The 25813-nt window shown below is 35.9% G+C and carries 20 protein-coding genes; 9 read left to right on the top strand and 11 right to left on the bottom strand.

Going from position 1 to position 25813, the window contains the following annotated elements:
- Positions 1-113: 113 nt before the first annotated feature.
- The gene (locus G622_RS0100355) at positions 114-1166 is read right to left on the bottom strand and encodes a DUF3810 domain-containing protein (protein ID WP_026509035.1); all 1053 of its coding nucleotides are present in this window, start codon (positions 1164-1166) and stop codon (positions 114-116) included.
- A 158-nt stretch (positions 1167-1324) separates the two neighbouring features.
- Here G622_RS0100355 and G622_RS0100350 point away from each other — a divergent pair, with 158 nt between their 5' ends.
- A complete protein-coding gene (locus tag G622_RS0100350) occupies positions 1325-2035 on the top strand; it encodes a hypothetical protein (protein ID WP_026509034.1) in 711 nt (236 codons plus the stop codon).
- Positions 2036-2254: 219 nt separating this feature from the next.
- Entirely contained in the window at positions 2255-2770 is a 516-nt protein-coding gene (locus tag G622_RS0100345; RefSeq protein ID WP_026509033.1) for a hypothetical protein, read from the top strand.
- Positions 2771-2851: 81 nt separating this feature from the next.
- Here G622_RS0100345 and G622_RS0100340 read toward each other — a convergent pair whose 3' ends face one another.
- From G622_RS0100340 to G622_RS0100320, 5 genes are all read right to left on the bottom strand, one after another.
- Positions 2852-3640, bottom strand: a complete 789-nt coding sequence (locus G622_RS0100340) for an RluA family pseudouridine synthase (protein ID WP_026509032.1) — start codon at positions 3638-3640, stop codon at positions 2852-2854.
- A gap of 24 nt (positions 3641-3664) precedes the next feature.
- Positions 3665-5044 carry an MATE family efflux transporter gene (locus tag G622_RS0100335; RefSeq protein WP_026509031.1) on the bottom strand — a complete coding sequence of 460 codons (1380 nt, stop codon included), beginning with the start codon at positions 5042-5044 and terminating at the stop codon, positions 3665-3667.
- Between the two features lie 225 nt (positions 5045-5269).
- Positions 5270-5959, bottom strand: a complete 690-nt coding sequence (locus G622_RS0100330) for a response regulator transcription factor (RefSeq protein WP_026509030.1) — start codon at positions 5957-5959, stop codon at positions 5270-5272.
- A 27-nt stretch (positions 5960-5986) separates the two neighbouring features.
- Positions 5987-7114, bottom strand: a complete 1128-nt coding sequence (locus tag G622_RS0100325) for a sensor histidine kinase (protein ID WP_026509029.1) — start codon at positions 7112-7114, stop codon at positions 5987-5989.
- 148 nt (positions 7115-7262) lie between these two features.
- A complete protein-coding gene (locus G622_RS0100320) occupies positions 7263-9140 on the bottom strand; it encodes an HD-GYP domain-containing protein (RefSeq protein ID WP_026509028.1) in 1878 nt (625 codons plus the stop codon).
- 159 nt (positions 9141-9299) lie between these two features.
- Here G622_RS0100320 and G622_RS21110 point away from each other — a divergent pair, with 159 nt between their 5' ends.
- The gene (locus G622_RS21110) at positions 9300-10223 is read left to right on the top strand and encodes an alpha/beta hydrolase (RefSeq protein ID WP_044956888.1); all 924 of its coding nucleotides are present in this window, start codon (positions 9300-9302) and stop codon (positions 10221-10223) included.
- Positions 10224-10303: 80 nt separating this feature from the next.
- Here the strand turns inward: G622_RS21110 and G622_RS0100310 are convergent, their stop codons facing one another.
- Positions 10304-11848: a glucosyltransferase domain-containing protein gene (locus G622_RS0100310; protein ID WP_026509027.1), complete on the bottom strand. Its 1545-nt coding sequence runs from the start codon at positions 11846-11848 to the stop codon at positions 10304-10306.
- A 111-nt stretch (positions 11849-11959) separates the two neighbouring features.
- On the opposite strand from G622_RS0100310, the gene G622_RS0100305 reads away from it, so the two are divergent.
- Positions 11960-13642 carry a hypothetical protein gene (locus G622_RS0100305; RefSeq protein WP_026509026.1) on the top strand — a complete coding sequence of 561 codons (1683 nt, stop codon included), beginning with the start codon at positions 11960-11962 and terminating at the stop codon, positions 13640-13642.
- A gap of 140 nt (positions 13643-13782) precedes the next feature.
- Entirely contained in the window at positions 13783-14853 is a 1071-nt protein-coding gene (locus G622_RS0100300) for an undecaprenyldiphospho-muramoylpentapeptide beta-N-acetylglucosaminyltransferase (RefSeq protein WP_026509025.1), read from the top strand.
- A 62-nt stretch (positions 14854-14915) separates the two neighbouring features.
- Here the strand turns inward: G622_RS0100300 and G622_RS0100295 are convergent, their stop codons facing one another.
- Positions 14916-16496, bottom strand: a complete 1581-nt coding sequence (locus G622_RS0100295) for a glucose-6-phosphate isomerase (RefSeq protein WP_026509024.1) — start codon at positions 16494-16496, stop codon at positions 14916-14918.
- Between the two features lie 194 nt (positions 16497-16690).
- Between G622_RS0100295 and G622_RS0100290 the strand changes: the two genes are divergently transcribed.
- Entirely contained in the window at positions 16691-17869 is a 1179-nt protein-coding gene (locus G622_RS0100290; RefSeq protein ID WP_026509023.1) for a cation:proton antiporter, read from the top strand.
- Between the two features lie 176 nt (positions 17870-18045).
- Here G622_RS0100290 and G622_RS0100285 read toward each other — a convergent pair whose 3' ends face one another.
- Both G622_RS0100285 and G622_RS0100280 read right to left on the bottom strand, forming a co-directional pair.
- Entirely contained in the window at positions 18046-18750 is a 705-nt protein-coding gene (locus tag G622_RS0100285) for a 5'-methylthioadenosine/adenosylhomocysteine nucleosidase (protein ID WP_026509022.1), read from the bottom strand.
- 138 nt (positions 18751-18888) lie between these two features.
- Positions 18889-19428: an NADH peroxidase gene (locus G622_RS0100280; protein ID WP_026509021.1), complete on the bottom strand. Its 540-nt coding sequence runs from the start codon at positions 19426-19428 to the stop codon at positions 18889-18891.
- A gap of 213 nt (positions 19429-19641) precedes the next feature.
- Here G622_RS0100280 and G622_RS0100275 point away from each other — a divergent pair, with 213 nt between their 5' ends.
- Entirely contained in the window at positions 19642-20499 is an 858-nt protein-coding gene (locus G622_RS0100275) for a MurR/RpiR family transcriptional regulator (protein ID WP_026509020.1), read from the top strand.
- Positions 20500-20714: 215 nt separating this feature from the next.
- On the opposite strand, the gene G622_RS0100270 is transcribed toward G622_RS0100275, so the two are convergent.
- The gene (locus G622_RS0100270) at positions 20715-22985 is read right to left on the bottom strand and encodes an ABC transporter substrate-binding protein (RefSeq protein WP_026509019.1); all 2271 of its coding nucleotides are present in this window, start codon (positions 22983-22985) and stop codon (positions 20715-20717) included.
- Positions 22986-23273: 288 nt separating this feature from the next.
- On the opposite strand from G622_RS0100270, the gene G622_RS0100265 reads away from it, so the two are divergent.
- Both G622_RS0100265 and G622_RS0100260 read left to right on the top strand, forming a co-directional pair.
- Positions 23274-24665: an MBOAT family O-acyltransferase gene (locus G622_RS0100265; RefSeq protein ID WP_242832927.1), complete on the top strand. Its 1392-nt coding sequence runs from the start codon at positions 23274-23276 to the stop codon at positions 24663-24665.
- A 74-nt stretch (positions 24666-24739) separates the two neighbouring features.
- Positions 24740-25795 carry an SGNH/GDSL hydrolase family protein gene (locus G622_RS0100260; protein ID WP_242832926.1) on the top strand — a complete coding sequence of 352 codons (1056 nt, stop codon included), beginning with the start codon at positions 24740-24742 and terminating at the stop codon, positions 25793-25795.
- The last annotated feature ends 18 nt before the right edge of the window (positions 25796-25813 follow it).

The raw sequence follows: 25813 nt of genomic DNA, 5'->3' as shown, positions 1-25813 counted from the left end.
CCCTTAATAATTATGATATCAGATAAGATTAATTTTATTTGTTAAGTAATTATAAAAATCCGCTTAAAATGCAGGTTATAAAGAAATAAAAATTTAAATTTAATAAATACACTCTATTTTGAATAATGCTCCAATAATAAAAGCTCAACAACTCTGTCATAGCTTGCCTTGCCGTCATTTACACCATTTACTTTAAGAGTGGTATCTACAAATGTATCAGCCGCCTTTTTTACTGTTCCTGTGTCTATCACTGCGGTTTCTTCCACCTTTTTCCAGCTGTCTTTGGTAAGGAAGATATTATCCATTTTTACTTTGTCAGATATTTTCACATGAGAATTATATTCTTCCTTGGATACATTCAGATAAAAGGCGTTGTTCACATAGTTAAGAACGCCAAGATATCCACTATATTTGAAAAATGTATCATCAGATTCTACACATGCCAAGTATGCAAGAAAATTCGCCTCATCTTCAAAAATATAACTCTTTGTATGAGCAAGCTCATGACACATAGTAAAGGGTTTATTCGTTACATACATGATACTGTTATAATTTGCTTCCATGGAAAACGGGAAATAATACCCTTGCATATATTGCTGGCTTATAAACTTCGAAAACAGCAGCTTTTTAGGTGTCACATAAAATCCTGAAAGCTTTGGAAACCTGCCTCCAAGAGCCTGCATTGATTCCTTAGCCTCTTTATTCATCAGTTCTTCATCATAAAAAAGTGTACCATCATCATTACGGGATACCTCTTCAGAGAGTTCATTACATTTTGTAACAATCACATCCCTTAATTCAGCCAGCTCATCAATAGTAAATTCCTTCTCATTCGTAAATGTCTTTTCGATGGGTGTACAGTGATAATTTATAAAGCAGTTAAGGGTCATTATAAGAAAAATAATTGAAAGCAGCCCCGGTGTAAGCCTTCTGATATTTTTCGAAAACAGAATCATCACAAGCCATAAAAGCCCCGCTATTATCAGGAATTCTCCTACTGAAAAGTTCACTAATGAAGTGACTCTTCCATAACTGTTAACCCACAGCGGAAAGACATATTGAGTATATTTGTCTGAAAAGCCCGGAATTACCCATGATAAGGCATTCAATATAATGGTAAATAAAAACAGATAGAGGCTCTTACTCTTTAAAAATTTTCTTTTCATTGGTTTTTTCTTGTTATTATTAGGTTTTTTATTTTTCTTTGTACTCATAATAGATATTATATACGAAAATATTGTGAATATTGTTGCAAATAATCTCATATGATATAGTTAACGACATAGTTTTACATGATTTCTATCACGTATAAAGGAGTGTTTCAATGAAAAGAAGTTTTCATATATATGCCTTAATCGCAGCATTCTCAATACTTTTATCTGCCTGTGGTCTTTCAGAGGAAAACCATAACAAGCTGACTGATGCCATAAATGAACTGACCACTCAAAAAGAATTTACAGAAGAAATGTATGGCAAACTGACTACAGATTCCTATGAAGGAGAACTCTCTGATCTGGCATCAAAGTATGATGAATATAAATCCATGGATATTTCAAAGCTAAGTGATAAGGAAGCCCCTGATACCTTAAATCAGATATCAGAACTTACTTCATCATATAAATCCGTATTCGACAAAATGGATGCTGAGCTAAAAAATGAGGAAAGCATCTCAAATGAAGCTGCAAAACATATAGAAATACTTTGCCGGATTGAGAATAAATCAGATTCTGATATTACATCAATTATTTTAAAAGATGCACAGACTTCATCAGAATCAGGCAATTTCATATTGGAAGGTCACAGCCTTTCATCAGGAGAAATCCTTGAAGGCGTCGTACTTCCGATATACACAGACAGCACCTTAAGAAGTCTTTTGGTAACTGACGCTTCCGGGGAAACTGCTGAATATGCTCTTGAGCTTAGCGATGTTAATGCAGCTTCCCAAAACGGAATATCTGTTACTATCGGTTCTTCTGAAGAGGGCATCATAATAGGTGATTACTCAGTAACCGCCAGTGAAGGTTCCAGCAATTAATTGCATTAGATGATTCCGGCAAAACATGACTACTTTTTTTATTTTTTACTGACAGATATAATAATAAGACTCCAACCTAAAATTAACCTTAATTCTTTAGATTTTCTTAAAAAATGGGAAAAGGTGTGAAAAAACCTTTAAAAGCCTTGAATTTAAGCTATTTTAGGACTATAGTTTTTTTGCAAGAAAAGGGCAAAAAGGCATTAAGAGGAGTTTATTATGGCAGAATATAAACAGGGTGATAAAATAATTATTTTAGATTATAACGGCAAGCCTTTGGTACCTCAGGTTGTTGCCAGAATCGAAGAGATATATCCGGATGGTAAATACAGACTTGATCTTCCGGACGGAGCAGCATGTTTTGAGTATGCTGAGCATTTCCAGAAAATAGATGAGGATACCTACACAAAATACTTAAAGGCAGTACATGAGAGAGAACAGGAGCTTCCTCTTGATCTTAAGATAGATATACGTAAGTTTGTAGCCAAGCGTCCGAGACTTCGCAGAGAGATTTACAGGAATTATGAACTGGACAAAAAATATGTCAGCATAATCCATGCATATGCAGGTAGAATTTCCATGTATGGAAGAGAAAATATTCCCAATCAGTTTATTTGGGAGTTTGAAGATGCCAAACAGGGCATTATTCAGACCAGATCATTCTTTCATGATATAGATGAATCAATCAAGGAAGTAGATGTACCTGATCAGGCTAATGCTCCGGTTATTCTTTAACAAGTCTTGATAATAAAAAGCTAAGTCAGAATACTAATCTGATTTAGCTTTTCTTTTTTTGATATTTTATTTTAGAAAGATCTAAATTTGATCACTGTGATCAAATTCTTTAAATATTTGTGCGTTTGGAGTAACTTCGAAATTCATTTCTTTTTTGGATACAGGATGTTTAAAAGTCAGTCTGTATCCACAAAGTGCAACGTTTTTTACCCCTATTATTGTGGATAACTTGGCACTATTTGGAGAATTATATCTGTTATCTCCAAGAAGTGGATGTCCAATGTTTGAAAACTGTGCCCTTATCTGATGAAATCTTCCTGTATACAGTTTTACTTCCACCAGGGATATTTTATTGGTTATGTTTTCTTCATCGGAAGTATCCGGCATCTTGTCAGCAGGTATTTCCAGCTCTGATATTACTTTATATTCCAGTCTGCTCTCTTTTGCTCTGCTTGAAGGATTATCCTTATCAGAATCTTTTGATGCGGTCACAACTGCTCGCTTTGTCTTTGAATCTTTATATATATAATCCTTAAGTTCTCCTGATTTCAAATTTTCAGAAAAGCTGCCATATACCACCGCAAGGTATGTTTTATTCATATCACCATCTGCCTGAACCTGGGAGCTCAAAGCAGCTGCAGCCTTTTTGTTTCTTCCAAAGACTATGATGCCCTCAACCGGTTGATCCAGCCTGTGAATCACATGAAGTACAGTCGATTTATTCTTTGACTCTCCTCTTCTTAGAATAATTGAGCGAAGAAGAGTCTCCATATCCGGGATAGTAACATTACTGCTCTGAACTGCAATTCCCGCAGGCTTTCTGCAGACAAGAATATCGTTATCCTCATAAAGTATCTCTATATTATCCATACTTCCTCATACGCAATTTCTGCTTTATCTTGCTATTGCCTTAGTTTTCCACTTACCAATCCGGTACATAACAAAAGTGATAAATGCTCCGATTGTCCAGGTTATTAACATTGAAACCTGCATCATGTAGCAGTTTCCCTGCGGCAGTTCCGGTGTTTTTGTCAGATTAACAAAAATGTAAGCCATTGGAACACGCATAATTATTGAAGAAAACATTGAAATCCACATGGGTGTCATTGTATCTCCGGCTCCGCGCATTATTCCCGACAGGCACTGTGTAACCTCCATTGCAATATATCCTATGATCAGTATACACATCATATTGTAGCTAAGGTTTATAAGTTCCTGTGTGCTTGTGAAAATTCCCATAATGAATTTTCCAAATATAAGAATGAGAACGGACAGAACAGCTGATATTGCCATTGCAGCAAGAGTTCCGTTCTTAGCTCCCCTGGAAACCCTGTCAAGTTTGCCTGCTCCGATATTCTGACCGGCAAAGGTTGTCATGGCTGATCCAAATGAAAAAGCGGGAAGCATTACAAATCCATCAACACGCATAACTATAACATTTGCTGCGATATACTGCTCTCCAAAAGTATTGGTCAGATTCTGAACAACTATCATTGACATTGAAAAGATTGCCTGAGTTACACCGGAAGGGAATCCCAACTTTACCAGAGTATTTATATAGTGTCTTTCCGGCCACAGATACTCTTTCTTTAAATCAAATATATTTTTCATCTGCGTCAGCTTCCAAAGTGAAAGGAAAGCTGAAACAAACTGAGCAAGAACAGTTGCAAGAGCAACACCTGCTACGCCCATTCTGAAGTAGGCTACAAATACAAGGTCAAGAATAATGTTGAGTACGGTTGCTACAAGAAGATATACAAGAGCTGAAACAGAATCTCCAAGTCCTCTCAGGATACCGCTCATGATGTTATAGTATCCACCACCTGCTATACCTATAAATATTATCCATAGATAGCTTGTACACCAGTCAATTATACTCTCAGGTGTCCCCAGCAGTTCCAATATAGGCCTTGTAATAAGCGGTCCTACTATCATGATAAATAAAGATGCAATACCTGTTAGTGTTATACTTGCACCTATTGCTTTTGAAAGAGCTTCTCTTTTCCTGGCTCCAAAATACTGGGATACCATGATAGAAGCACCCACAGCAACACCCATGAAAAGAACCAGCATCAGATTAAGAAGCGGTCCCGCACTTCCAACAGCGGCAAGAGCGTTATCCCCGACAAATCTTCCTACAATAATGCTATCGACAGTATTATACAGCTGCTGCGCAATATTACCTAAAAGCATAGGAATTGTGAATTTCACAATCTGTTTAACCGGACTGCCTTCAGTCATATCCACAGGAGCAAATAAATTCTTTATATTCATATTTCCTCCGATTTTATTAAATTCTGTGTTGGATTTATAGAACCTATCTCAGATATTTGATTAACAGAGATACAGTAAATAAAAATTGAATACAATTTTTATTTTAGCATAAAAAAATTTATTTATGAATATCTTTTTTTGTCATATAAGAAATCCAACGGATTTTCTGATATGACAAAAAAAGCGTTTGCAGCCAAAAACTGCAAACGCTTAGCATTTATATGATTAAACTTTAAAGCGATATCCAACGCCCCATATTGTTTCAATATATTGGGGATTGGAAGTATCAAATTCAATTTTTTCTCTAATCTTCTTTATATGCACTGTAACTGTTGCTATATCACCAATTGAATCCATATTCCAGATTTTACGGAACAATTCTTCTTTGGTGAACACATGATTAGGGTTCTCAGCAAGGAATGTGAGAAGATCAAATTCCTTAGTTGTAAAGCTCTTTTCTCCGCCATCCACGTATACTCTTCTGGCAGTCTTGTCAATCCTGAGACCTCTGATCTCAACAACATCGTTTGATTCATGTCCACTTCCGACAAGTCTTGAATAACGCGCCATGTGTGCTTTTACTCTGGCAACAAGCTCTGAAGGGCTAAAAGGCTTCGTTATATAGTCATCCGCACCAAGCCCAAGCCCCCTTATCTTATCGATATCATCCTTTTTAGCTGATACCATAAGAACTGGAACATCTTTCTTCTCACGAATTTTCTTACATACCTCGAATCCATCCATTCCCGGAAGCATGAGATCCAATATTACCAGATCAAATTCCTCGTTCAGAGCTGTCTGTAATCCAACATCACCGGAGTTTTCAATTTTCACTTCAAAATCAGAAAGTTCCAAGTAATCTTTTTCGAGGTCAGCAATCGCTTCTTCATCCTCAACTATAAGTATTCTGCTCATACCATTGGCCTCCAATCTTTTTATTGTTTATACACTCTCAAAATCATGTTCTACCACAGCTTCTCCGTCAGCCTTTTCATGATACTCCATGTATTTACGAAGAACGAAATGCATGCAGGTACCCTCTCCCTCATGGCTGGTCGCCCAAATGTATCCACCGTGATCCTCTATGATCTTCTTTACTATTGAAAGTCCTATTCCGCTTCCTCCCTGTTTGCTGTTTCTGGAGGAGTCTGTTCTGTAGAATCTGTCAAAGATATTCGGAATATCCTGAGAACCTATTCCTTTTCCGTTATCCTCAATCTCAACTCTGACCGAATCAACTTCATCAAGTATTCTTACATCTATTGTTCCGGTACCATCGTCACGTCCAAGATATTTAACGCTGTTACTTACAATATTGTTGACCACTCTCTTAAGCTGCTCCGGATCAGCCACTATCTGTGTATCAGGAGCTGTAAGGTTTGCATAATTAAGCTTTATGTCCTTACTGTCGAGGTCCATTCCTATTTCTTCTATACAGTCACCAAAATAATCTCCCACAACAATCCGGGTAAAATTATAAGGGATTCTGTTATTATCTATACTTGAATATAGGGTAAGCTCGTTGATGAGGTTATTCATATCATTAGCTTTATTGTATATGGTACGAATATACTTCATCTGTCTCTCAGGCGTATCGGCAACTCCCTCAAGAAGTCCCTGTGAATAGCCCTTGATCGCAGTTATGGGAGTTTTAAGATCATGGGAAATATTACTTATGAGTTCCTTATTCTGACCCTCCCTGATAACCTTTTCGTCAGCTGATTCCTTGAGCCTTAGCCTCATATCCTCGTAATTTCTATAAAGTTCGCCAATCTCACCTTTATCCCCAATATCGGTTGGCAGCATATAATCAAAATTCCCATCCTTAATATGCTGCATGGCCACATTTAATTCATCGACCGGTTCAAAAAAACCCTTTCTAAGCCATGCCGTAAGAATAAGACTGGTTGCTATCATGATCAGTGCAAAAGCTACCACCATGTACGTTATCAGGCTGGTATATGAATTTGCCACTGAATTCTGTATGACTACAAATGAAGCAACGACCAGGATAAAAGGTAATATAACTATAGTTGCTGATGTAATCATCAGCCTGGTTCTAAAGCGCATGTGTGCTCCTTAAGTATATCATAGACTATTGAATTCCTCTGAAATTTAAATCTGTATTGAACCTGGCGCACAGGAAAACATTATTTTTTTCATATCAACTGGAAAACACAATCCATTGTGGTGTTTATTACCACCAATGACTCATATATTATATATCGGGTATTTCTTGTTTTTCTTTACCCAAAATTTCCTGCATCGCCTTATAATATAAATCATATCTTCCCTGTCCGGTCAGATTTTCAAGTTCTTCTATAAGTTCATGGTTTTTCTCGATAACCTTCACTATCCTTGGATTATATCTCGTTCCTGCCTCAGCCTGAAGCTCCTTTAAAAGCTTCTTGAAATCCTTGCCCTTGGTATAGCTTCTTGAAAGTGTATCTGTTCCTGCTTCTACAGAATCTGCAATGGATATAAGATCAATGATCACTCTTATATGTGACTTGGTATTGTCATATACCAGCGGATAGCCATGCAGTCCGTCAAAATGCTTATGATGTCCCAAAATAACATCCGCATAAGGTCTGAGTGCGGCGTTCTTTTGTGCTTCTCTGTATCCTACCTCTGAATGCTTTCTTATAGTTGCATATTCCTTGGTATTAAGACTTCTGTTTTGTCTGTTTATGGTATCCGGAATATAGCACTTACCGATATCATGAACCAATCCGCTTATAGTAATAAATGAAAGCAGGTATGCTTTATTTTTCTGAACTTCTGCTGATGATTCTATGCTTCTTACACCAATAAGCAGGTCAGGATCAGCTTCAATTATTGCCTTACCTATAAGTGTTGCTATTTTGGCTACCATCTGTGAGTGTATATATGTAAACGGTTGCCGTCTTACTATCATTTTCATAATGAGCTGTACTTTATTAAGCTCACCTTCCAGCATAGGTTCAACAGCCTGATACCATCTTTCACAGACAGGCTGCATATCTCCGGTAAAAAATCTATATGGTATATTTGATAAAATCTGCATGGACTTCGGAAGAAATTTATCTGTCCATTCTTCGAGTGCCGATGCCTTTAGTTTCATTGAACCAAGGACCATTATCGCAGTACATGCATATTTAAAATGTCGCATTACAAGTTCAAAATTCACCGGATCATCATTCTCAAAATCCGGTGTGGGGATAATATCATTGATGCTATCTATCAGATCATTAAGTATTTCCTCTGATGACATTTCGCCACGAAGCCATTTGTAGGTTATACAGGTTCTGAATTCAGGTGATCCTTTGTCTGCTCCGCCATTATTAGCGGATCTTTTTGCGGCTTTATTAAATAACTCCAGATACCTTTCTCTGTCATCATCAGATAAGGAATCAATACCTTTACTCTTGGCTACAAATGCATCCTCGATTGTCATTAGAGACTTCTTGATATTCTCATTGTCTGCATCTAAATCCTGGACATTTTCATTTTCCCAAAGCGTCCAGGCATCATCATATAGCTTTATGCTCTCACTTTTGTTATTTTGAAATCCCGATAAATAAATCAATAAATTGGAATAATCCTGAAAAATGAATTCTCTGATTTCGGGGCTTGAAATCTGTGAATAACGTTCAGCCTCTGCCACAGATTTGCGAAAATAATCCAGTGCAGTGTGCATTCCCTTATCATCGCCTACTGATCGATAAAATTTAGCATATTCACTTCCTAAGACATGGTAAATTGCAACCAGAAACTCCGGCTCATCAATATCAATAAAAACCGGAAGGATGCGTTCACAGAATTCCGTCAACACAACAAAATCGTGATGACCATCAAAAAAGAAACCAATCGCCAGATCATATAAAAGCTCTGCTTCCTCAGGAGTTATCTCATCAGAACAATTATCCCACAGTTCTGCCATAAGTTCCTCATTTTCAGCATATACTTCACGCATTACATAAGAGCGCTCAGAAAGAAGCTGAATCCAGTCGAATGGATCCTGCAGAGTAAAAAGCTGATCTTCATAATTTTTAAGCTTTAAAGAGTTTTCAGTGTAAAGCTTCCTGAATTTCTCTGCAAGTTTTCTTTCTAACATCTGTACCCCTCATATACATTCAAGAAAAAATAATTGCAAAATATCAGTTAGATTAATAATACCATATTTAGTAAATATGTGCTATGGTGAGCATCATCAATTGCAGAATTTATTAGTATTTGCTAAAATTTTAGTACATTAATATTTAAGGAGGTTCCTATGAGCAAAAAGCGAAATTTCGTATTTTTAGGCTTATTCGCAGCCCTTATGGGAGGAGGAGCCGCAGCTGCCTCAATATTTTATAACATGGCAGTCGTACCTAAAAAGAAAACCCAAGAGGAAATTGATTCCTCACCTGTTGATAGCGAGGCTATAAAATGGCTCAGATCACTTCCATCAAGAGAAGATGTGTATATAAATTCAATTGACGGTTTGAAGCTTCACGCCCATCTTATTAAAGCCGATACAGACAGTCATAAGTATGCAATATGTATTCATGGAATTAACAGTGACGGAGAATTTATGTCACTGTATGCAAAGCATTATCATGACATGGGTATCAATGTACTGTTGCCTGATAACAGAGGCTACGGCTTAAGTGAAGGTGATTACACAGGTTATGGTTACTTTGACCGCCTGGACATAATGGAATGGATTTACTACATTACTCACATGGACAAGGATGCTCACATTCTTATCCATGGAACAAGTATGGGTGCCGCAATCACCCTCATGACTACCGGAGAAAAGCTTCCTGATAATGTAGTTTTTGCAGTAGCAGACAGCAGTTATACCACTTTGTCAGAAGAATTTGCAGCAGTATATAAATCATTTAATGCTTTTATTCCTGTATCTGTTGCGCTCTTTATCCTGCGGTTTCTGATTTTGATAAGATGTGGTTATGACATAAATAAGATAGATGTTCTGAAAGCAGTTTCAAAATCAAAAACACCTACCCTGTTTATACATGGAGATGAGGATAAGCTGATAGATCCTCAGATGTGTTCACGACTTTATGAAAAATGCACCGCTCCCAAGCAGTATTGTCTGATTCTTGGTGCAGACCATGTGGCAGGTGCATACGTTGATCCCGATAAATATTGGAATAAGGTTGATTCATTAATGGAAAAGACCGGGTATTAAAAATAGTGTAGCTGTTTTATATTAACTCGACTATCAAATAATATAGTGGGGAAATATAAAAACAGCTACACTATTCTTTTTTAACCGTCATATTCATTAAGTTTTACAACAAAGATTCCATCAATTATTCCTGTGCAGCCATCAGCCGGATACGAGGGCATGTTCTTAAATTCATCAGTAGCCATCAGTTTTTCTTTCTTTTCCATGGTTACATCACCTGTATCTATTCCAAGGAAAATCTGAATAAATCTGTCTCTGTTAGACGGAAGGAATAAGAGATCTTCAAGCGTTGCACCTTCAAAATCAACCAGTTCCTTACCATTCATATTGTGGCTGGCAATCGGAAGTGGATCAGGATAAAATCCACCAAGTATAGCCATTGGCTCACCATATTTATATCCTTCAGTTTCCTCAAGCTTAGTAATTATTCTGTTGTAGTACTGCATAACACGATTCTGAGCTACATAGCTTCTGTAATATGCATTATTTACAACTCTGGCACTTGCATATCCCTCAAATAGGAGAGTAATAAAAATCAGCGAGGAAATCAAAACAGCAATTTTCTTTCCTGCGCCTTCCTTTTTTGTTACAAGTCTCTCCATGACAGCTATAAGGAAAAAATAAAATACGCTGTAGGAATATATCATAACTGTTGATGCATGAGACAGCTGTGGCGCCATTACATACACAAGTCCCAATGCCAATGGAAGTATCAATAATAATATAACTGACAGTATTCCTCTTAAAAGCTCTGAAAATACCTTTTTCCAAACAAATAAAAGAATGATGGAAACAATAAGAAGCAGACAAAGAGCTCTGTTAAACAGAGTAGGTGCCCCCTTCATAAAGCTTTCCGGGGCAGTAACAAAATATTGCATAACTCTGTGATATGCCCTTAATACAGAAAGTAATATATCCTGTAGTGAGCTATGACCTATATCACTAAGTCCTTTATAATCGCTTAAGTCAACGAATCTCAGACTTATAAGATATCCTGCCATGGCAATAATAAGTCCAATAAGGCTTCTAAGTCCCTTTTTTATTACCAGTACAATATTCATTCCGTCCATCAGCATAAGAAGATATGCCAGTACGAACAGCGATGCTGATAATCCAAAATATGCCTGGTAGCATGCCATACTTAAAAACTGTAATAATGCTCCCAATATGAAGCCGAATTTGTACTTGATAGTGATGTGGACATTTATTACACTGGCAAGAATTGCAAGTGCAAAGGTAGGAGCAAGATACATATAGTACATATTGCTTGCCGTACTTGGCAGAGTGATCATCATTAAGCCGATAAGCATCGCCCCTGTTATACTGTTTACCCTAAGAATCGTAGATATTACACATGCTGATAAGGCAATAAAGATTATCGCCATTATTCCATTAAAAGCAGGACTTGACCAGGGAGAAAAAAGATCATGAACAGGTTCCTGAAACCACCTTCCAAGGACCTTACCTCCTCCAACTCCCGGTACACAGACAAGGTCGTCAAGGTTTGTAATTTTATTTGAAATCATGAAAAAATGTACCAAAAGTCCTGTTATCAAACTCGTAAAAAAGCAGAATCTAAGAGTTTTGGGAATTCTACCCCATATTCTATTAATATAATCAGGCATTTGGCTCGTTTTCTCCATCAGACGCTCCTTTAGTATATTAAAATCGAATTCAATTATAGCAGAAAATGTGGTAGTATGAACAGAATGATATTATGTATAGAGGACTTATAAATGAAGAAATTTCAAAACTTTCCGCTTTATTTTTTTCTTGTAAATCTGATAACACTTTTAATTTTTCTTACACTTTTCAATTTTAAATATCCTATCAGATATACAAATATGGGTGGTGATAATATATGGCAATCAGCATCAACCGTCAAATATGTAAATATCTGGCTCGAAGAAGGTGCAGCCAAAATGCATTTCACTGCCTGTGAGAATTATCGCTCTATAGAATTTCAGAGCTTTAATGACAGGGTACCCTTCATAAGCTATCCCAGCGGACATATTGTACTTGTCTGGTTATGTGCTAAGCTTGCGGGAAAGAGCATGATCAATATCTCATTTGTTAAACACCTGCAAACGGTTCTTTTTGCCATTGAGTCACTGCTTTTTTCAAGCTTTATATTCATACTTCTTTGGAAACACAAAATCGGCAGTCTGCTTTCTGATGCCATAATATCAGTATCCACAGTCGTTCTATGGATGCTTCTTCCTGTAAATGCATGGTATCTTCCAAACGTTTTCTTTACAGATCAGAGTGTCATATTCTATGTAATGATCTTTTTGCTATTGGAGCTTCTTCTTTATACTCCGCAGCTAAAGAATCATAAATATGCAACTATTGTTCTGCACATACTCCACTTTGTTACTATCTACGCAGGAATACTTACAGATTATTACTTCTGGATTCTAGCGTTCTTTGTATTCCTTATGCGTATCATAGGTGTAGCACTTAATAAAAATAAAATCAAAACTATTATTTCAACAGGTCTTTCTTATGCAGTACCGGTAGTCGTTGCTATTTTGACCTTTTTCGTCCAGCTACAGTTTGTAGACGGTTGGCTTGATACTCTTATATACAAATTGAAATTCAGAACAGGTGGAGATGACAGTTTTTCTGCCATAGTAGCAAGACTTATTGAAAATTACACCTCTGCATTTACTCAGGAGCAGAGAAGTTTTATGTTTTATTTAAGTCTTTTCCAGGTTGTTTCACTGATAATTGCATTTCTTACCTTAAAGAAAGGTTCAAGATTAAAAACTATATTTACAAATACTGATATTTCACTGATTGTGGCAGCCTATATCTCGGTAGCATTTCAGATAATCCTGCTTAAAAATCATTCAGCTGTGCATGAGTTTTCAATGATGAAAGCCGGATGGTGCGTAGCTATGACCGCTCCTATAGCAGCAATTAGTTATGTCAGGGCAATTAATATGGGCCATGAATCAAACGGTAGTACCTATTTCCTTGGTCACAAAATTGCTCCATTGATCCCGGCATTTGGAATCAGCTTCTTTATAATAATACTTATAACAGGTGTTCCTACTTCAACTTCAAAATATATAGCATCAAGAGATGGTGAAGCCGATTATACCTTGGATGAATTTTTATATAGAAATACTGACTACAATGATGTATGTTTTTCATTTACTAACGAAGTTCATTATGAGCCTCCAATGGACCTTACCATTTCACACGAAAGAGTGTATCTTATAAGTACAATAGATGAAGTAAACACCAGATTCCCGGATTTGTCAGATGAGGCCGTTAAACTTCTTCTGGTGGATGAAAACGCAATGGATCAGAATCCTGAGCTGAAAGAAACAGCTATGGAGATAATAAAAAGATCAAAAATCAGAGCAATGGATAAAGGATATATCCTTTATGAGCTTCCTGAAGATTTATGAACATACCGGTCATTTTTATGATAATCTTATGAATTAAGGAGCCTGGTACCGTCCATGAACGAAGTGAGTGGGTAACGGTACTGACATCCGACTGGACTTTATAAGATAATAAACTGTCGTTATTAGAGGAGATATTTGATATGTCTAAGAAAATCGTATTAACAGGCGGAGGTACAGCAGGTCATGTTACACCGAATATGGCGCTGATTCCTGAACTTAAAAAGCTTGGATATGAAATCAACTATATAGGATCCCACGAAGGAATTGAGAAGAAGCTGATAGCAGATTTTCATATACCTTATTATTCAATTTCAACAGGAAAACTAAGAAGATATTTTGATCCCAAAAACTTCACCGATCCTTTCCGTGTAATAAAGGGCTTTGTTGAAGCCAGGCAGATTCTTAAGAAAATTAAGCCTGACGTTGTCTTTTCAAAGGGAGGATTTGTTTCAGTTCCTGTCATACGTGCAGCCGCTACACTGGGTATTCCCTGTGTTCTCCACGAATCAGATATGACTCCCGGCCTTGCGAACAAGCTTAGTTTTTCCTCAGCAAAGACTATATGCTGCAACTTCCCTGAAACATTGGATCTTCTTCCTGCAGACAAGGCTGTACTTACGGGTACTCCAATCCGAAAAGAACTTCTTCAGGGTTCAAAGGAGGCAGGTAAAAAGCTCTGCGGATTTACTGATGATAAACCGGTGATCATGGTAACAGGTGGCAGTCTCGGTGCCCAGAGTATAAATGAAACCATAAGATATGCACTTCCAAGACTTCTACCTACTTTCAACATAGTTCATTTATGTGGAAAAGAGAAGATGGATAACCTTAAACTAAACATGGAAGGTTACAAACAGTTTGAATATGTAAAAAATGAGATGAAAGATATTTTCGCCATGTCTGATGTTGTTGTTTCAAGAGCCGGTGCGAATGCCATATGTGAACTGGCAGCTCTTAGAAAGCCCAACGTACTTATTCCCTTATCTGCAAAAAGCAGCAGAGGAGATCAGATAATAAATGCGAAATCCTTCGAGCAGCAGGGCTTTTCAGTTGTCATTGATAATGAAGAACTTGATGAAGATATTCTGGTGGAAAGCATTTTTGATGTTTATGAAAACAGAGAAAAATTCATACAGAAGATGCATGACAGTAACCAGTCCGGTGCTACTGAAACAATCATTAAAATCATAGAAGAAGCTGCTTCAAAATAATAGATGCTAAAAGACCTCAGTTATCTGAAATCAGAAAACTGAGGTCTTTAAATTTATATTGATCAAATATTAAGCAGATTACTGTAAACAGCAAGTGCGCCATCTGTTTCGTGTGCAAGAACTTTCTTTGCAAGTACCTTACCAAGCTGAACGCCTTCCTGATCAAAGCTGTTGAGATTCCATATGAATCCCTGGAACATTACCTTATTCTCGAAGTGGGAGAGGAGTGCACCAAGTGACTTGGGATTAAGCTCATCACCTATAATTATGCTTGAAGGACGACCACCCTTAAAGTTCTTGTTAAGGTTCTCATCCTTTTTACCACATGCAAAGGCAACTATCTGAGCTGCAACATTTGCACAGAGCTTCTGCTGGCTTGTGCTTCCCTGAATATCAACATCATTCTGTAACTGGCTGTTCTTAAAGCCAATGAACTGCATCGGGATAACATCTGTACCCTGATGAAGAAGCTGATAGAATGAATGCTGTCCGTTTGTTCCTGGTTCACCAAAGATTACAGGGCCTGTCACATAATCAATGGGTTCACCAAATCTATTTACGCTCTTACCATTTGATTCCATATCAAGCTGCTGAAGATGAGCAGGAAAACGGCTAAGTCCCTGTGAGTAGGGGAGTACTGCTGTAGAAGGATAGCCGAGAATATTTCTCTCATAAAAGCCGATGAGAGCATCTAACATAGCAGGATTCTGCATCATATCCTTGTTTGCAGCAAGTTTATCTTCTTCTGCAGCACCATCAAGGAATTCTGCAAATACTTCAGGACCAAATGCAAGTGAAAGCACTGCTCCACCTACACCTGAAGTTGAAGAATATCTTCCACCGATATAATCATCCATATAGAATGCTTCTATAAAATCATCGCTCTTAGCAAGAGGTGATGTTTCAGAAGTAACAGCAATCATGTGCTTAGCAGGATTAAGTCCGGCCTTTTTAAGCGCATCCATAACAAAGGACTGATTTGTCAAAGTCTCAAGTGTAGTACCTGACTTTGATACAAGGATAAAAATAGAATGTGCAACATCTACTGAACTAAGTACTGCAGATGCATCATCAGGGTCTACGTTGCTGATGAACTTTGCTTCCATCTTGAAGTTTCCGGTTCTGTGAGCCCAGTTCTCAAGTGCAAGATACATTGCTCTGGGGCCAAGATCTGAACCACCAATACCAATCTGAACTACAGTTGTGAATTTCTCACCCTTCTCATTTGCTATTTCACCTGAGTGAACCTTATCTGCAAAATCTGCAATTCTTTTCTGCTCTTTTACATAGAATTCACGTTTATTAACACCATCAGCTACTACATCATTTCCAAGCTGGCCTCTGGTCAACTGGTGAAGAACCAGTCTCTTCTCGCCTGTATTAATAACTTCGCCGTTATAAAGAGCTTCAAATTTCTCTGAAAGCTGAGCTTCCTTGGCAAGCTTATCAAGTGCTGAAAGGATATCGTCATCAATTTCCTTAGCAGCATAATTATAATTAAGTCCTGCTGCCATTTTTACTGAGTATTTCTTTACTCTCTCTGCTCCTGACTCACCGGTCATAGCTGAAACAAGATCAATGTGTTTAACATTTCCCAATTCCTTGTAGGAATCAAGTGTATCAAGGTTTTTCCAATTAACCATTTGTAGAATCCTCCTGTCTTTGATTCTTTCCACTTTCGCGTTCAAGTTTAACAAAACATGAATGATGTCGCAACAATTAACTAATTAAATATTGATTAATTTTAATTATATTAATCTTGATAAAACTATTATTTAGGCATAAAATGCTATCTTGAAACATTTTTTATAATAAAAATTAATTCGGAGAAATGGAAATGGATACTTTAGAAATCTTAAGAAATCTTGCAATTATTATCATAACTGCCAAAGCTTTCGGTCTTATAGCAAGAAAGCTAAAAGCTCCTCAGGTTGCAGGAGAGATCATTGCGGGTCTTCTTATTGGCCCCACACTTTTGAATGTAGTTTCCACAGATGACTTTCTGGCAGGCATGGCAGAAATAGGCGTAATTCTTTTAATGTTCAGTGCAGGCCTTGAGACAGATATTGATAACTTGAAGAAATCAGGAATCAAAGCTACAATTCTTGCCTGTTCAGGTGTTTCAATACCTCTTATTTTTGGAACTATACTTTTTATGTGCTTCTACGGATTTCAGGCTCCGGGATCCACAGGATTCATGCAGGCACTTTTCATAGGAACCATACTCACAGCAACATCAGTAAGTATTACTGTTCAGGCACTTAAAGAGCTTGGCAAAATATCCACTGATGTAGGCACAACAATAATGAGTGCGGCAATCATCGATGACGTTATAGGTATCGTTGTTCTGACAGCTGTACTTGGTTTAAAAGATCCTAATGCCAATTTGGGAGCGGTATGTATAAAAACTGTTTTATTCTTTGCTCTTTCACTTGTCCTGGGAATAGTTATTTTCAAAATCATGCAGAAACTTGATGAGAGATGGCCTCACACAAGAAGAATTCCGATCATAGGAATGACTCTTGCCTTTATACTTGCTTATGTCGCAGATAAGTATTTTGGAGTAGCTGATATTACTGGCGCATACGTTGCAGGAATAATTTTGAGTTCTCTTGATGATTCAGAATATATAGACAGAAAGATGGATATCAATTCATATATGATATTTGGTCCTATATTTTTTGCCAGTGTTGGACTTCAGACAAATCTACGAACAGTTGATCTGACAATTCTTGCATTTTCAATTGCTTTTGTAATTGTTGGTCTTTTAGGAAAAGTTGTAGGATGTGGTCTTGTGGCTAAGATTCTTGGTTATACACCATCTGATTCACTTAAGATTGGTGTCGGAATGATGACAAGAGGAGAAGTTGCTCTTATTGTTGCTCAAAGAGGTCTAAAGGCTGATATTATTGATAGCAGATATTTTACGGCAGTAATACTTTTGATCGTGATTAGTTCAGTACTTACACCTATCATTCTTAAGGCAATATATGCCGCCGATGAGAAATCTATGTGATTTTCAGGCTAATGCCAGATACGCTTTCATCTAAAGATTAAAGCTGCACTAGTCCGGTACGGCTTCTGTTTTTCTGAGAGAAAACCAAAATTTATATTTACTATAAATCCCCTCATTACAGGATAACCCGGTAATGAGGGGATTCTTATGCACAAAAAATGAGATTTGAAATACCTTTATTCAATTCCCTTTATAAAGCTTTCTGTAAGAGCAGCACAGTCCCTGGCAGCTTTTTTCTCAAATTCAGGATAATCCATGATATCACTTCCGTCAGCTTTATCAGAGATAGCCCTTAAAATTACGAATGGAATATTATTGAGTGCGCATGCCTGAGCAATACCACAACCTTCCATTTCGCAGCAAAGTCCGCCAAACTCGTTCTTGATACTATCTTTTACAGCGTTATCAGATATAAACTGATCTCCTGAACATATTCTGCCATCCCAGAGCTTTCCTGTAATATTTGCATCTTTTGCAGCTTTTTTAATATTATCTATCATCCATTTATCGGCTGTAAATTCGAGCCTTCCCGTCTGAGGGATTTCACCCTTTTTATAACCAAATATAGTAGCATCAACATCATGATAAACAGCATCAGTTGATACTACGAAATCTCCAATGTCAATTTTTGCATCAAGTGAACCTGCTGCACCGGTATTGATGATGTGAGTAACCTTGAAATCATCCACAAGAATCTGTACACAAAGAGCAGCATTTACCTTACAGATTCCGCTCTTAACCACAACAACATCTATCTTTCCAATCTTGCCCTCGTTAAATTCCATATTTGCCTTGGTAAGTGTTCTGGAAAGAGACATTTCATTTTTAAGGCTTTCCACTTCAATTTCCATTGCACCTATTATTCCGATTTTATAACTCATATTATACTCACTTTCACTAAATTTTTATTTAAGATTACTTTATCAAATCCTGGAAAAATAACAAGTTATAGCATACCTCGTCAAGTGCTCATCTCAAATAAAGAGTGCAAAACGTTTGCTTTGCACTCTTTAATACTATTATTTGAAATATCTGTCCAGAAGTCCCTTGAATGCTTTTCCGTGTCTTGCCTCGTCTCTTGCCATTTCATGAACCGTATCATGAATAGCATCAAGATCAAGAGCTTTAGCTCTTTTAGCCAGATCAGTTTTTCCTGCTGTAGCACCATTCTCAGCATCTACACGCATTTCAAGATTCTTCTTTGTTGAATCTGTAAGTACCTCTCCTAAGAGTTCTGCGAACTTGGATGCATGATCTGCCTCTTCAAAAGCAGCCTTTGTATAATAGTCACCAATTTCGGGATAACCCTCTCTATACGCCTGACGGCTCATAGCCAGATACATACCAACTTCTGAACACTCAGCATTGAAATTGGAACGGAGGTCTTCAATAATATCATCCGGAGCCCCCTTTGCAACTCCAACAACGTGTTCAGCTGCCCATGTCAAATCTCCATCCTGCTTACTGAATTTTTCTGCAGGTGCATGACAAATCGGACATTCCTTTGGTGGCTCGTCACCTTCATGTACATATCCACAAACAGCGCATACCCATTTCATAGCCTAATATCTCCTTTCTTAACTTATGCCAAAAAAAATATAGTAATAACTATTAAATAGTATAGCAAATAATTAATATACATTTTATCGTTTATAGAATTTTAATAATTACGCGAAGATATTATTGTTATTTAATAATGTAGTTACTGTTTTTGCGTTATACTATAAATGGTTATTTATGTTGTTCTCACTTAAAGAAAATGGAGAAGGACTATGTCATTATTAGAAGAAAGAATTAAAAGTGTTTATGCCAATCTTACAAGAGAAGAAAAAAAGGCAGCTGATTATTGTTTAAAAAATGATTCAAGTATTTATAATAACACTGTAGCAGAATTAGCCGAAGCTTCCGGTACTACTCAGGCGACCTGGAGCAGATTTTCAAAATCACTTGGGTATTCCGGCCTAAAGGGATTAAAAAGAGAAATTTTTTCTGATGCCAAGAAAGCGGAAAAGGCATCACCACATATAGAATTCAAGGATATCAATCAATATACTTCCATGCAGGCTATAGCTGACAATATATGTGCTACCAGTTCCCAGGCAATTCAGACAACCTATAGACTCTTTGATACTCAATCATTTGAGGGTGCTGTTAATGCTATTGTAGCTGCCAGAATGATCCGCATATTTGGTGTTGGTAGCAGCTCTCTTGCAGCATATGATCTTTTCACCAAATTCCAAAGACTTTCTTATAATGTGACATACAATGAGGACTTCCATAATAGCCTGATGAATGCTGCTCAGCTTCAGTCAGATGATGTAGCCATTTTCCTTTGCGATTCAGGCAGAACAGAAGAAATCATGCAAATTCTTAAAATTGCAAATGAGAAAAAATCAGAGACAATAGCAATTACAAAACTCGGTAACAGTCCACTGGCACAGGGATGTAACCACGTACTTTTTACGACTTCTCCCGAGATTGACAAGAAGAGTGGTGTAACAAGCTCAAGATTTGCACAGCTGTTCCTTGTTGATACTTTGTATACAGCAGTAGCTAATAAAGATTTTACAAATATAAGACAACATCTTCAGGATTCCTATGATTTGTTCCACGAAATGGGTTCCTACTAAGAAGTTTATAACTGTATTAATTGTTCTTCTGTAAAACGGAGGAATGAGTCGTATCGGGCGATACTGCGATTGATGATAACGCAGCAGAGGACAATTCAGGTAAGTGATAAAGTCGACTTATTTGACGACATTAGCACTAGTTCCTATTAATTCAGAATTCTAAAAAACTGTAAGACTCCTTAATTGAAATAAGAATTCTTACAGTTTTTTCTTTTTTATTCTTTTCTTAAATATTCTTCCACACGGTGTTGAATTAAAGTTGAGGCTCTCTCTGCTGTTATTTCTTCATTATAAAAATGAGTTGCAGTTTCACTTATTATTCCAATAAGCTCAGTATCCTGATGCCTTAGCTTATTTATTTTGATTATAAATGACTTTAACTCCGTTGCCTCTTTCTTGTTAAGAGACTTTATAGAGTAAATCCTGTCGCCGATTGTTGTTTTACTTTTTGTTATTATCTTATGTCCATTTTCATCAATATAGTATTTTTCATGGCAGGAAGCATCCATCATTATATCAAGTGCCTTCTCATTAACCGGGAATCCCCAGTCAATACTGTATTGATATTCATCCAGCAGGAAATATCTGATAAACTCCCATGCGATTTCTTTATTATTGCTTGAGCTACTGATAGCAAACATCATCCAGGGATTAATATAGGATGATCCACCATCGATAGAAGGATATCCATTAAATACTATATCTTCTCCAAAATATCCGTCTTTTATTATTTTATAATCCTCAAATGAAGTTATGAAATAGGGGAGTAGTAGTGCATTTTCATTTCTATAACTATCCTGACCAATTCGTGGTCCTTTATTATCTTCAAGTTTCTTAATCTCTCTTAGGTAAATCAGAAGATTTACAAATTTGTAGTTTTCAAAATCACAGGTATTATTTTCAAAATCTATGAAATCAAATCCGGATGTAGTATAAAAATCATCAATGCCTTCAAAATGTACATCTCCAAGCATATACTGAATTTTTATATTATGCTTGTTACATATATTCCGATAATTCTGCAGACTTACACTTGTTCCATCCAGATGATTTTTTGACACTGCACAGGTATCAACTGAAAAGAATGGAATTATCATATAGGTTTTTCCATTCCTTTTCTGAAGTTCAGTTATATTGTGAAGATAGTCATTTTTCTGTATTTCAGTATCTTCTTTCAGATATGAATCGAGAGGCTCCAAAAATCCTCTTGATATATACGAATCTATGGATGAATAGGAATTTAAAACCAGAATATCCGGTGCATTTCCTGATTCAATATCCTCATTCATCGATTTATAAACTGAATAATAGCTTGAATACCCTCCATCAGAGTATTCTTTGATCTTTATCATGTATTTATCATTATTCTGATTAAAATCTATGATTCTCTTTTTTATGTTTTCATCTGTAAAAGCTGTTCCAATAGTGATTACAGTTTTATCATCAGTATTTTTTTCTTTTTTTGTCATGGAATAAATCTTGCCGGTATCTTCGTTATAGGAAGCAATAATCCTAAAATTTCCTGGCGATATTTCATTAAACATGACCGTATTATCTATATAAAAACCGGAATCTATAAAACTACAAATTTTATCAACACTTTTATCTCCAAAATTAAATCCGTAAACACATTCATTATCCACATAATAGAAATCATAGGAGATACCTGTAAAAAGGTATGACGATGTATATACTCCATCAGGAGCATCCTTTTTATTTTTGAGCGTCATCTTTTTTACATCAAATTCATATATTACATAATTCCACTCACTATCAGTTTCAAAGACAAAAACTTTTCCATCCTGTCCTGTAATCAGAATTCGATCGTTATGAACATTACCATTATCCTCAATTTCTAGAAATTTTCCCTTTCCAGTATTTTCATCATAGAATGAGAATCCGGTTTTTGTGTAAATCAATATCCCTTTATTTTTTAAATATGCTATATTTCTGGAATTTGCATTTTTATCCGAATCCAATAAAAATGTTTTCCACAATTCATCTCCGGAAGATGAATATTTAACAAGTCTCCTGGTTCCGGTCTTTGATAAAGAGTTATCGCTTCCAGTTTCCTGTACTGCAGATTTTTCCGGATAAAAAGTTCGGATAACATAAAAGCATCCATCACTGCCCATTATAACTTTCTCAAAATCATAATTTCCTGATCCAATAAAAGTTTCTTTTGGCTTGGTATCATCATTTTTAAGACTTAAAAAACTGTAATTTGTATGACCTTCACTGCTTGTTTTTTTCAGACCATATATACCGTCTTTATTGCTTTCTACGCAGGTATACTCAGAATTTGATGACATATTAAAACTTATATCATTGAATTCATAAACATATTCATATGCATTATTGTCACCATTTTCTGCTTTGTCATAAGTGTTAAGTATACTATTTTCATAACTGCCACATGAACAGACAAATAGCATACTGCTTACAGCTAAAGCAATGGTTGCAAATTTACTAAAGCCTTTTATCATCTTATTTTTCCAAATTTATTACTGGTTGAAAGTTAATAGCATGATAAATTAGAAGCATGGAAATAGCAATTAAAAATAGACTCTAAATAAAAAAATAAAGAAAATCTTAAGAATTAGAGGATGACTTTTGACCTTTTCGAGTTTGCATCATATAATTGATACATGTCGTTTAATTCATTTTCTTTTATTTTAATATATTTACCGCTTGTACTCATAGTTTGGTACGGGCTCAATAAAATCGAAAAGTGGAAGCTGGCTGATATTTTTCTTATAGCAGCTTCTTTGATTTTGTACGGATTTTTTTCAGTAAATTTCGTAATTATACTTCTGGCCTCAAGTCTGGTAAATTATCTTTTATCTAAAAAGATAGAAAATAAACCGGTTCTTATATCCAGTATTTGTCTCAATCTTTTACTGTTAGGTTATTTTAAATATTCTAACTTCTTTATTTCGAATATCAACTCAGTATTAAATAAAGACTTTTCAGAACTCAATATAATTCTCCCTGTAGGAATAAGTTTTTATACTTTTTCACAAATTGCATTTCTAATAGATCAGTACAGAGAGAAGAATAATACACTAAAGGTTGAAGAAAGACTTGGAAATGTAAGTTTTTCAGAATATTTGCTTTATATAACTTACTTTCCAAAAATAGTACAGGGACCAATAGCCCTTCCTTACGAAATTATTTCTCAGTTCAGAGATAGAACAAGAAGAATTGCCAATCCTGCCAATTTCAGAATAGGAGTGGAGCTCTTTATTATCGGTCTTTCAAAGAAGGTTTTACTTGGTGATAACCTTTCTAAAATTGTGGATTATGGCTTTAAGTACACTTATTATATGGATACAATCACAGGACTTCTTGTGCTTTTATCCTACACTTTTCAATTATATTTTGATTTTTCAGGTTATTGTGACATGGCAGAGGGCGTCAGTATTATGTTAGGCATAGAGCTGCCCCAAAATTTCGATTCTCCCTATAAAGCTATAAGTGTACGTAATCTGTGGCAAAGATGGCACATGACTCTTACAAGATTTTTCGTAAGATATGTATATATTCCTCTTGGCGGTTCACGAAAGGGAAATCTCAGAACCGCATTGAATGTCCTTATTATTTTCATTTTAAGCGGTTTCTGGCATGGAGCAGGTTGGACATATATCTGCTGGGGATTATTAATGGGACTGATGGTTGTTTGGGATGACCTTGGAATCATAGCAGTAACCGGAGATATTAAAAAGCATTATCTTCTTAGAAATAAGCCCTTATTTGTTATTCCAAAATGGCTTGGAAATATATTTACATTTATTGTATTTCAGATATCTCTCGTATTTTTCAGATCACAGGACCTTAAATATGCTATTCAGTTTTTTAAACAACTTTTTATATTTATATGGCCCGGATTTATGTATAAAACCTCTGAAATGCTTGATATTTCAGAAAACTATCTCATAATAACCGCAACTAATCTGTTTGCAAAGCAATATACAAGCATCATATATGTAATCAGCTGGCTTATTTTGTTAGTTATTTCAGCAATAGTAATACTTAATAAAAATGCCAGAAAAATTGCGTATAAAGGTATTCCTTCTAAAAAGTACACTGCATTTTTGATTATATTATTCGTATGGTCATTTATATCATTGTCTCAGGTAAGTACCTTTATTTATTTTCAGTTTTAAAACTTATTAGTTAAAACAGGTGAATTTTCTTGAATACCATAAAGAACGATATTAAATTTTTAAAAAGATTTTGCTTGATCACACTGCTGATCATCATACTGATTGGATTTATTGTATTCCTTATAGATCCTTTCTTTCATTACCATAAACCCTGGTTTGGTTTAAAAGCGGTATTGAATGATAAGGAATATCAATGTATCGGAACTCTTAGACATTTTGATTATGATGCAATCATAGTTGGTTCATCAGTAGCAGAAAATAATGATAATGGATGGTATGATGAAGCTTTTAATTGCAAATCCATTAAGGCAATTAGATCCTATGGCGCTACAGCTGACTTATGTTATTTGCTGGATGAAGCATTTTCATCAGGTAATGATATTAAAAAGGTTTTTTACAATATTGATCCTTCATCACTAAATGCCAGCACAGAACCTACTTATGAATCCACAGGATGCCCGATGTATCTTTATGATCATAATCCTTTCAATGATATTCAGTATCTTTTTAATAAAGGCGTTTTATTTGAAAAGATTCCATATATGATAGTAAATTCTTATATTGTAGATTACGATGAGAATCTTTCATACAATTGGGCAAAATGGAAAAGCTTTAACAAAGAAACTTCTCTCGGACTATATTTCAGACCAAATGATGTTAAACCCATGATGGAAGAGTCAGTATATGATGAAGAGTTGCAGGGAAATATTGAGCTTCTTACAAACGAAGTACGTAACCATCCTGATACTGAGTTTTATTTCTTTTATCCTGCTTATTCAATGCTTTGGTGGGATGGAATATATAGAACAGGAGAGAGGGATGCATTTATTCATTGTGAAAAGGAAATGACAAAAGCTCTGCTCCAGTTTGATAATGTTAAACTTTATTGTTTTCAGAATGAACCTGATGTTATAACTAATCTTGATAACTATATGGATTCAATCCATTTTTCACCTGAAATCAATAGGCTTATGCTTGATCAGATGATTAATGATGAATATCTATTAACATTAGATAACTATGAAGAATCTCTTGATGATATGAAAAACTTCTCAGATAAGATTGTAAATGAACTGATCAAGCCTTATGAAAATAATAATATGATAAATTACGAGCAAATATACGAATAGAAATATCTGCTAAATACT

Source organism: Butyrivibrio sp. LC3010, assembly GCF_000424385.1.
Lineage (GTDB): Bacteria > Bacillota > Clostridia > Lachnospirales > Lachnospiraceae > Butyrivibrio.
The sequence above is the reverse complement of the archived record's forward strand: the minus strand, read 5'-3'. Positions and strand labels throughout refer to the sequence as shown.

Bases quoted from the DNA above. Each gene is read 5' to 3' on its own strand.
- G622_RS0100300 (WP_026509025.1), top strand. From the start codon at position 13,783: ATGTCTAAGAAAATCGTATTAACAGGCGGAGGTACAGCAGGTCATGTT.
- G622_RS0100320 (WP_026509028.1), bottom strand. From the start codon at position 9,140: ATGTTAGAAAGAAAACTTGCAGAGAAATTCAGGAAGCTTTACACTGAA.
- G622_RS0100335 (WP_026509031.1), bottom strand. From the start codon at position 5,044: ATGAATATAAAGAATTTATTTGCTCCTGTGGATATGACTGAAGGCAGT.
- G622_RS0100355 (WP_026509035.1), bottom strand. From the start codon at position 1,166: ATGAAAAGAAAATTTTTAAAGAGTAAGAGCCTCTATCTGTTTTTATTT.
- G622_RS0100285 (WP_026509022.1), bottom strand. From the start codon at position 18,750: ATGAGTTATAAAATCGGAATAATAGGTGCAATGGAAATTGAAGTGGAA.
- G622_RS0100270 (WP_026509019.1), bottom strand. From the start codon at position 22,985: ATGATAAAAGGCTTTAGTAAATTTGCAACCATTGCTTTAGCTGTAAGC.
- G622_RS0100330 (WP_026509030.1), bottom strand. From the start codon at position 5,959: ATGAGCAGAATACTTATAGTTGAGGATGAAGAAGCGATTGCTGACCTC.
- G622_RS0100295 (WP_026509024.1), bottom strand. From the start codon at position 16,496: ATGGTTAATTGGAAAAACCTTGATACACTTGATTCCTACAAGGAATTG.
- G622_RS0100280 (WP_026509021.1), bottom strand. From the start codon at position 19,428: ATGAAATGGGTATGCGCTGTTTGTGGATATGTACATGAAGGTGACGAG.
- G622_RS0100350 (WP_026509034.1), top strand. From the start codon at position 1,325: ATGAAAAGAAGTTTTCATATATATGCCTTAATCGCAGCATTCTCAATA.
- G622_RS0100340 (WP_026509032.1), bottom strand. From the start codon at position 3,640: ATGGATAATATAGAGATACTTTATGAGGATAACGATATTCTTGTCTGC.
- G622_RS0100275 (WP_026509020.1), top strand. From the start codon at position 19,642: ATGTCATTATTAGAAGAAAGAATTAAAAGTGTTTATGCCAATCTTACA.
- G622_RS21110 (WP_044956888.1), top strand. From the start codon at position 9,300: ATGAGCAAAAAGCGAAATTTCGTATTTTTAGGCTTATTCGCAGCCCTT.
- G622_RS0100290 (WP_026509023.1), top strand. From the start codon at position 16,691: ATGGATACTTTAGAAATCTTAAGAAATCTTGCAATTATTATCATAACT.
- G622_RS0100305 (WP_026509026.1), top strand. From the start codon at position 11,960: ATGAAGAAATTTCAAAACTTTCCGCTTTATTTTTTTCTTGTAAATCTG.
- G622_RS0100325 (WP_026509029.1), bottom strand. From the start codon at position 7,114: ATGCGCTTTAGAACCAGGCTGATGATTACATCAGCAACTATAGTTATA.
- G622_RS0100310 (WP_026509027.1), bottom strand. From the start codon at position 11,848: ATGCCTGATTATATTAATAGAATATGGGGTAGAATTCCCAAAACTCTT.
- G622_RS0100345 (WP_026509033.1), top strand. From the start codon at position 2,255: ATGGCAGAATATAAACAGGGTGATAAAATAATTATTTTAGATTATAAC.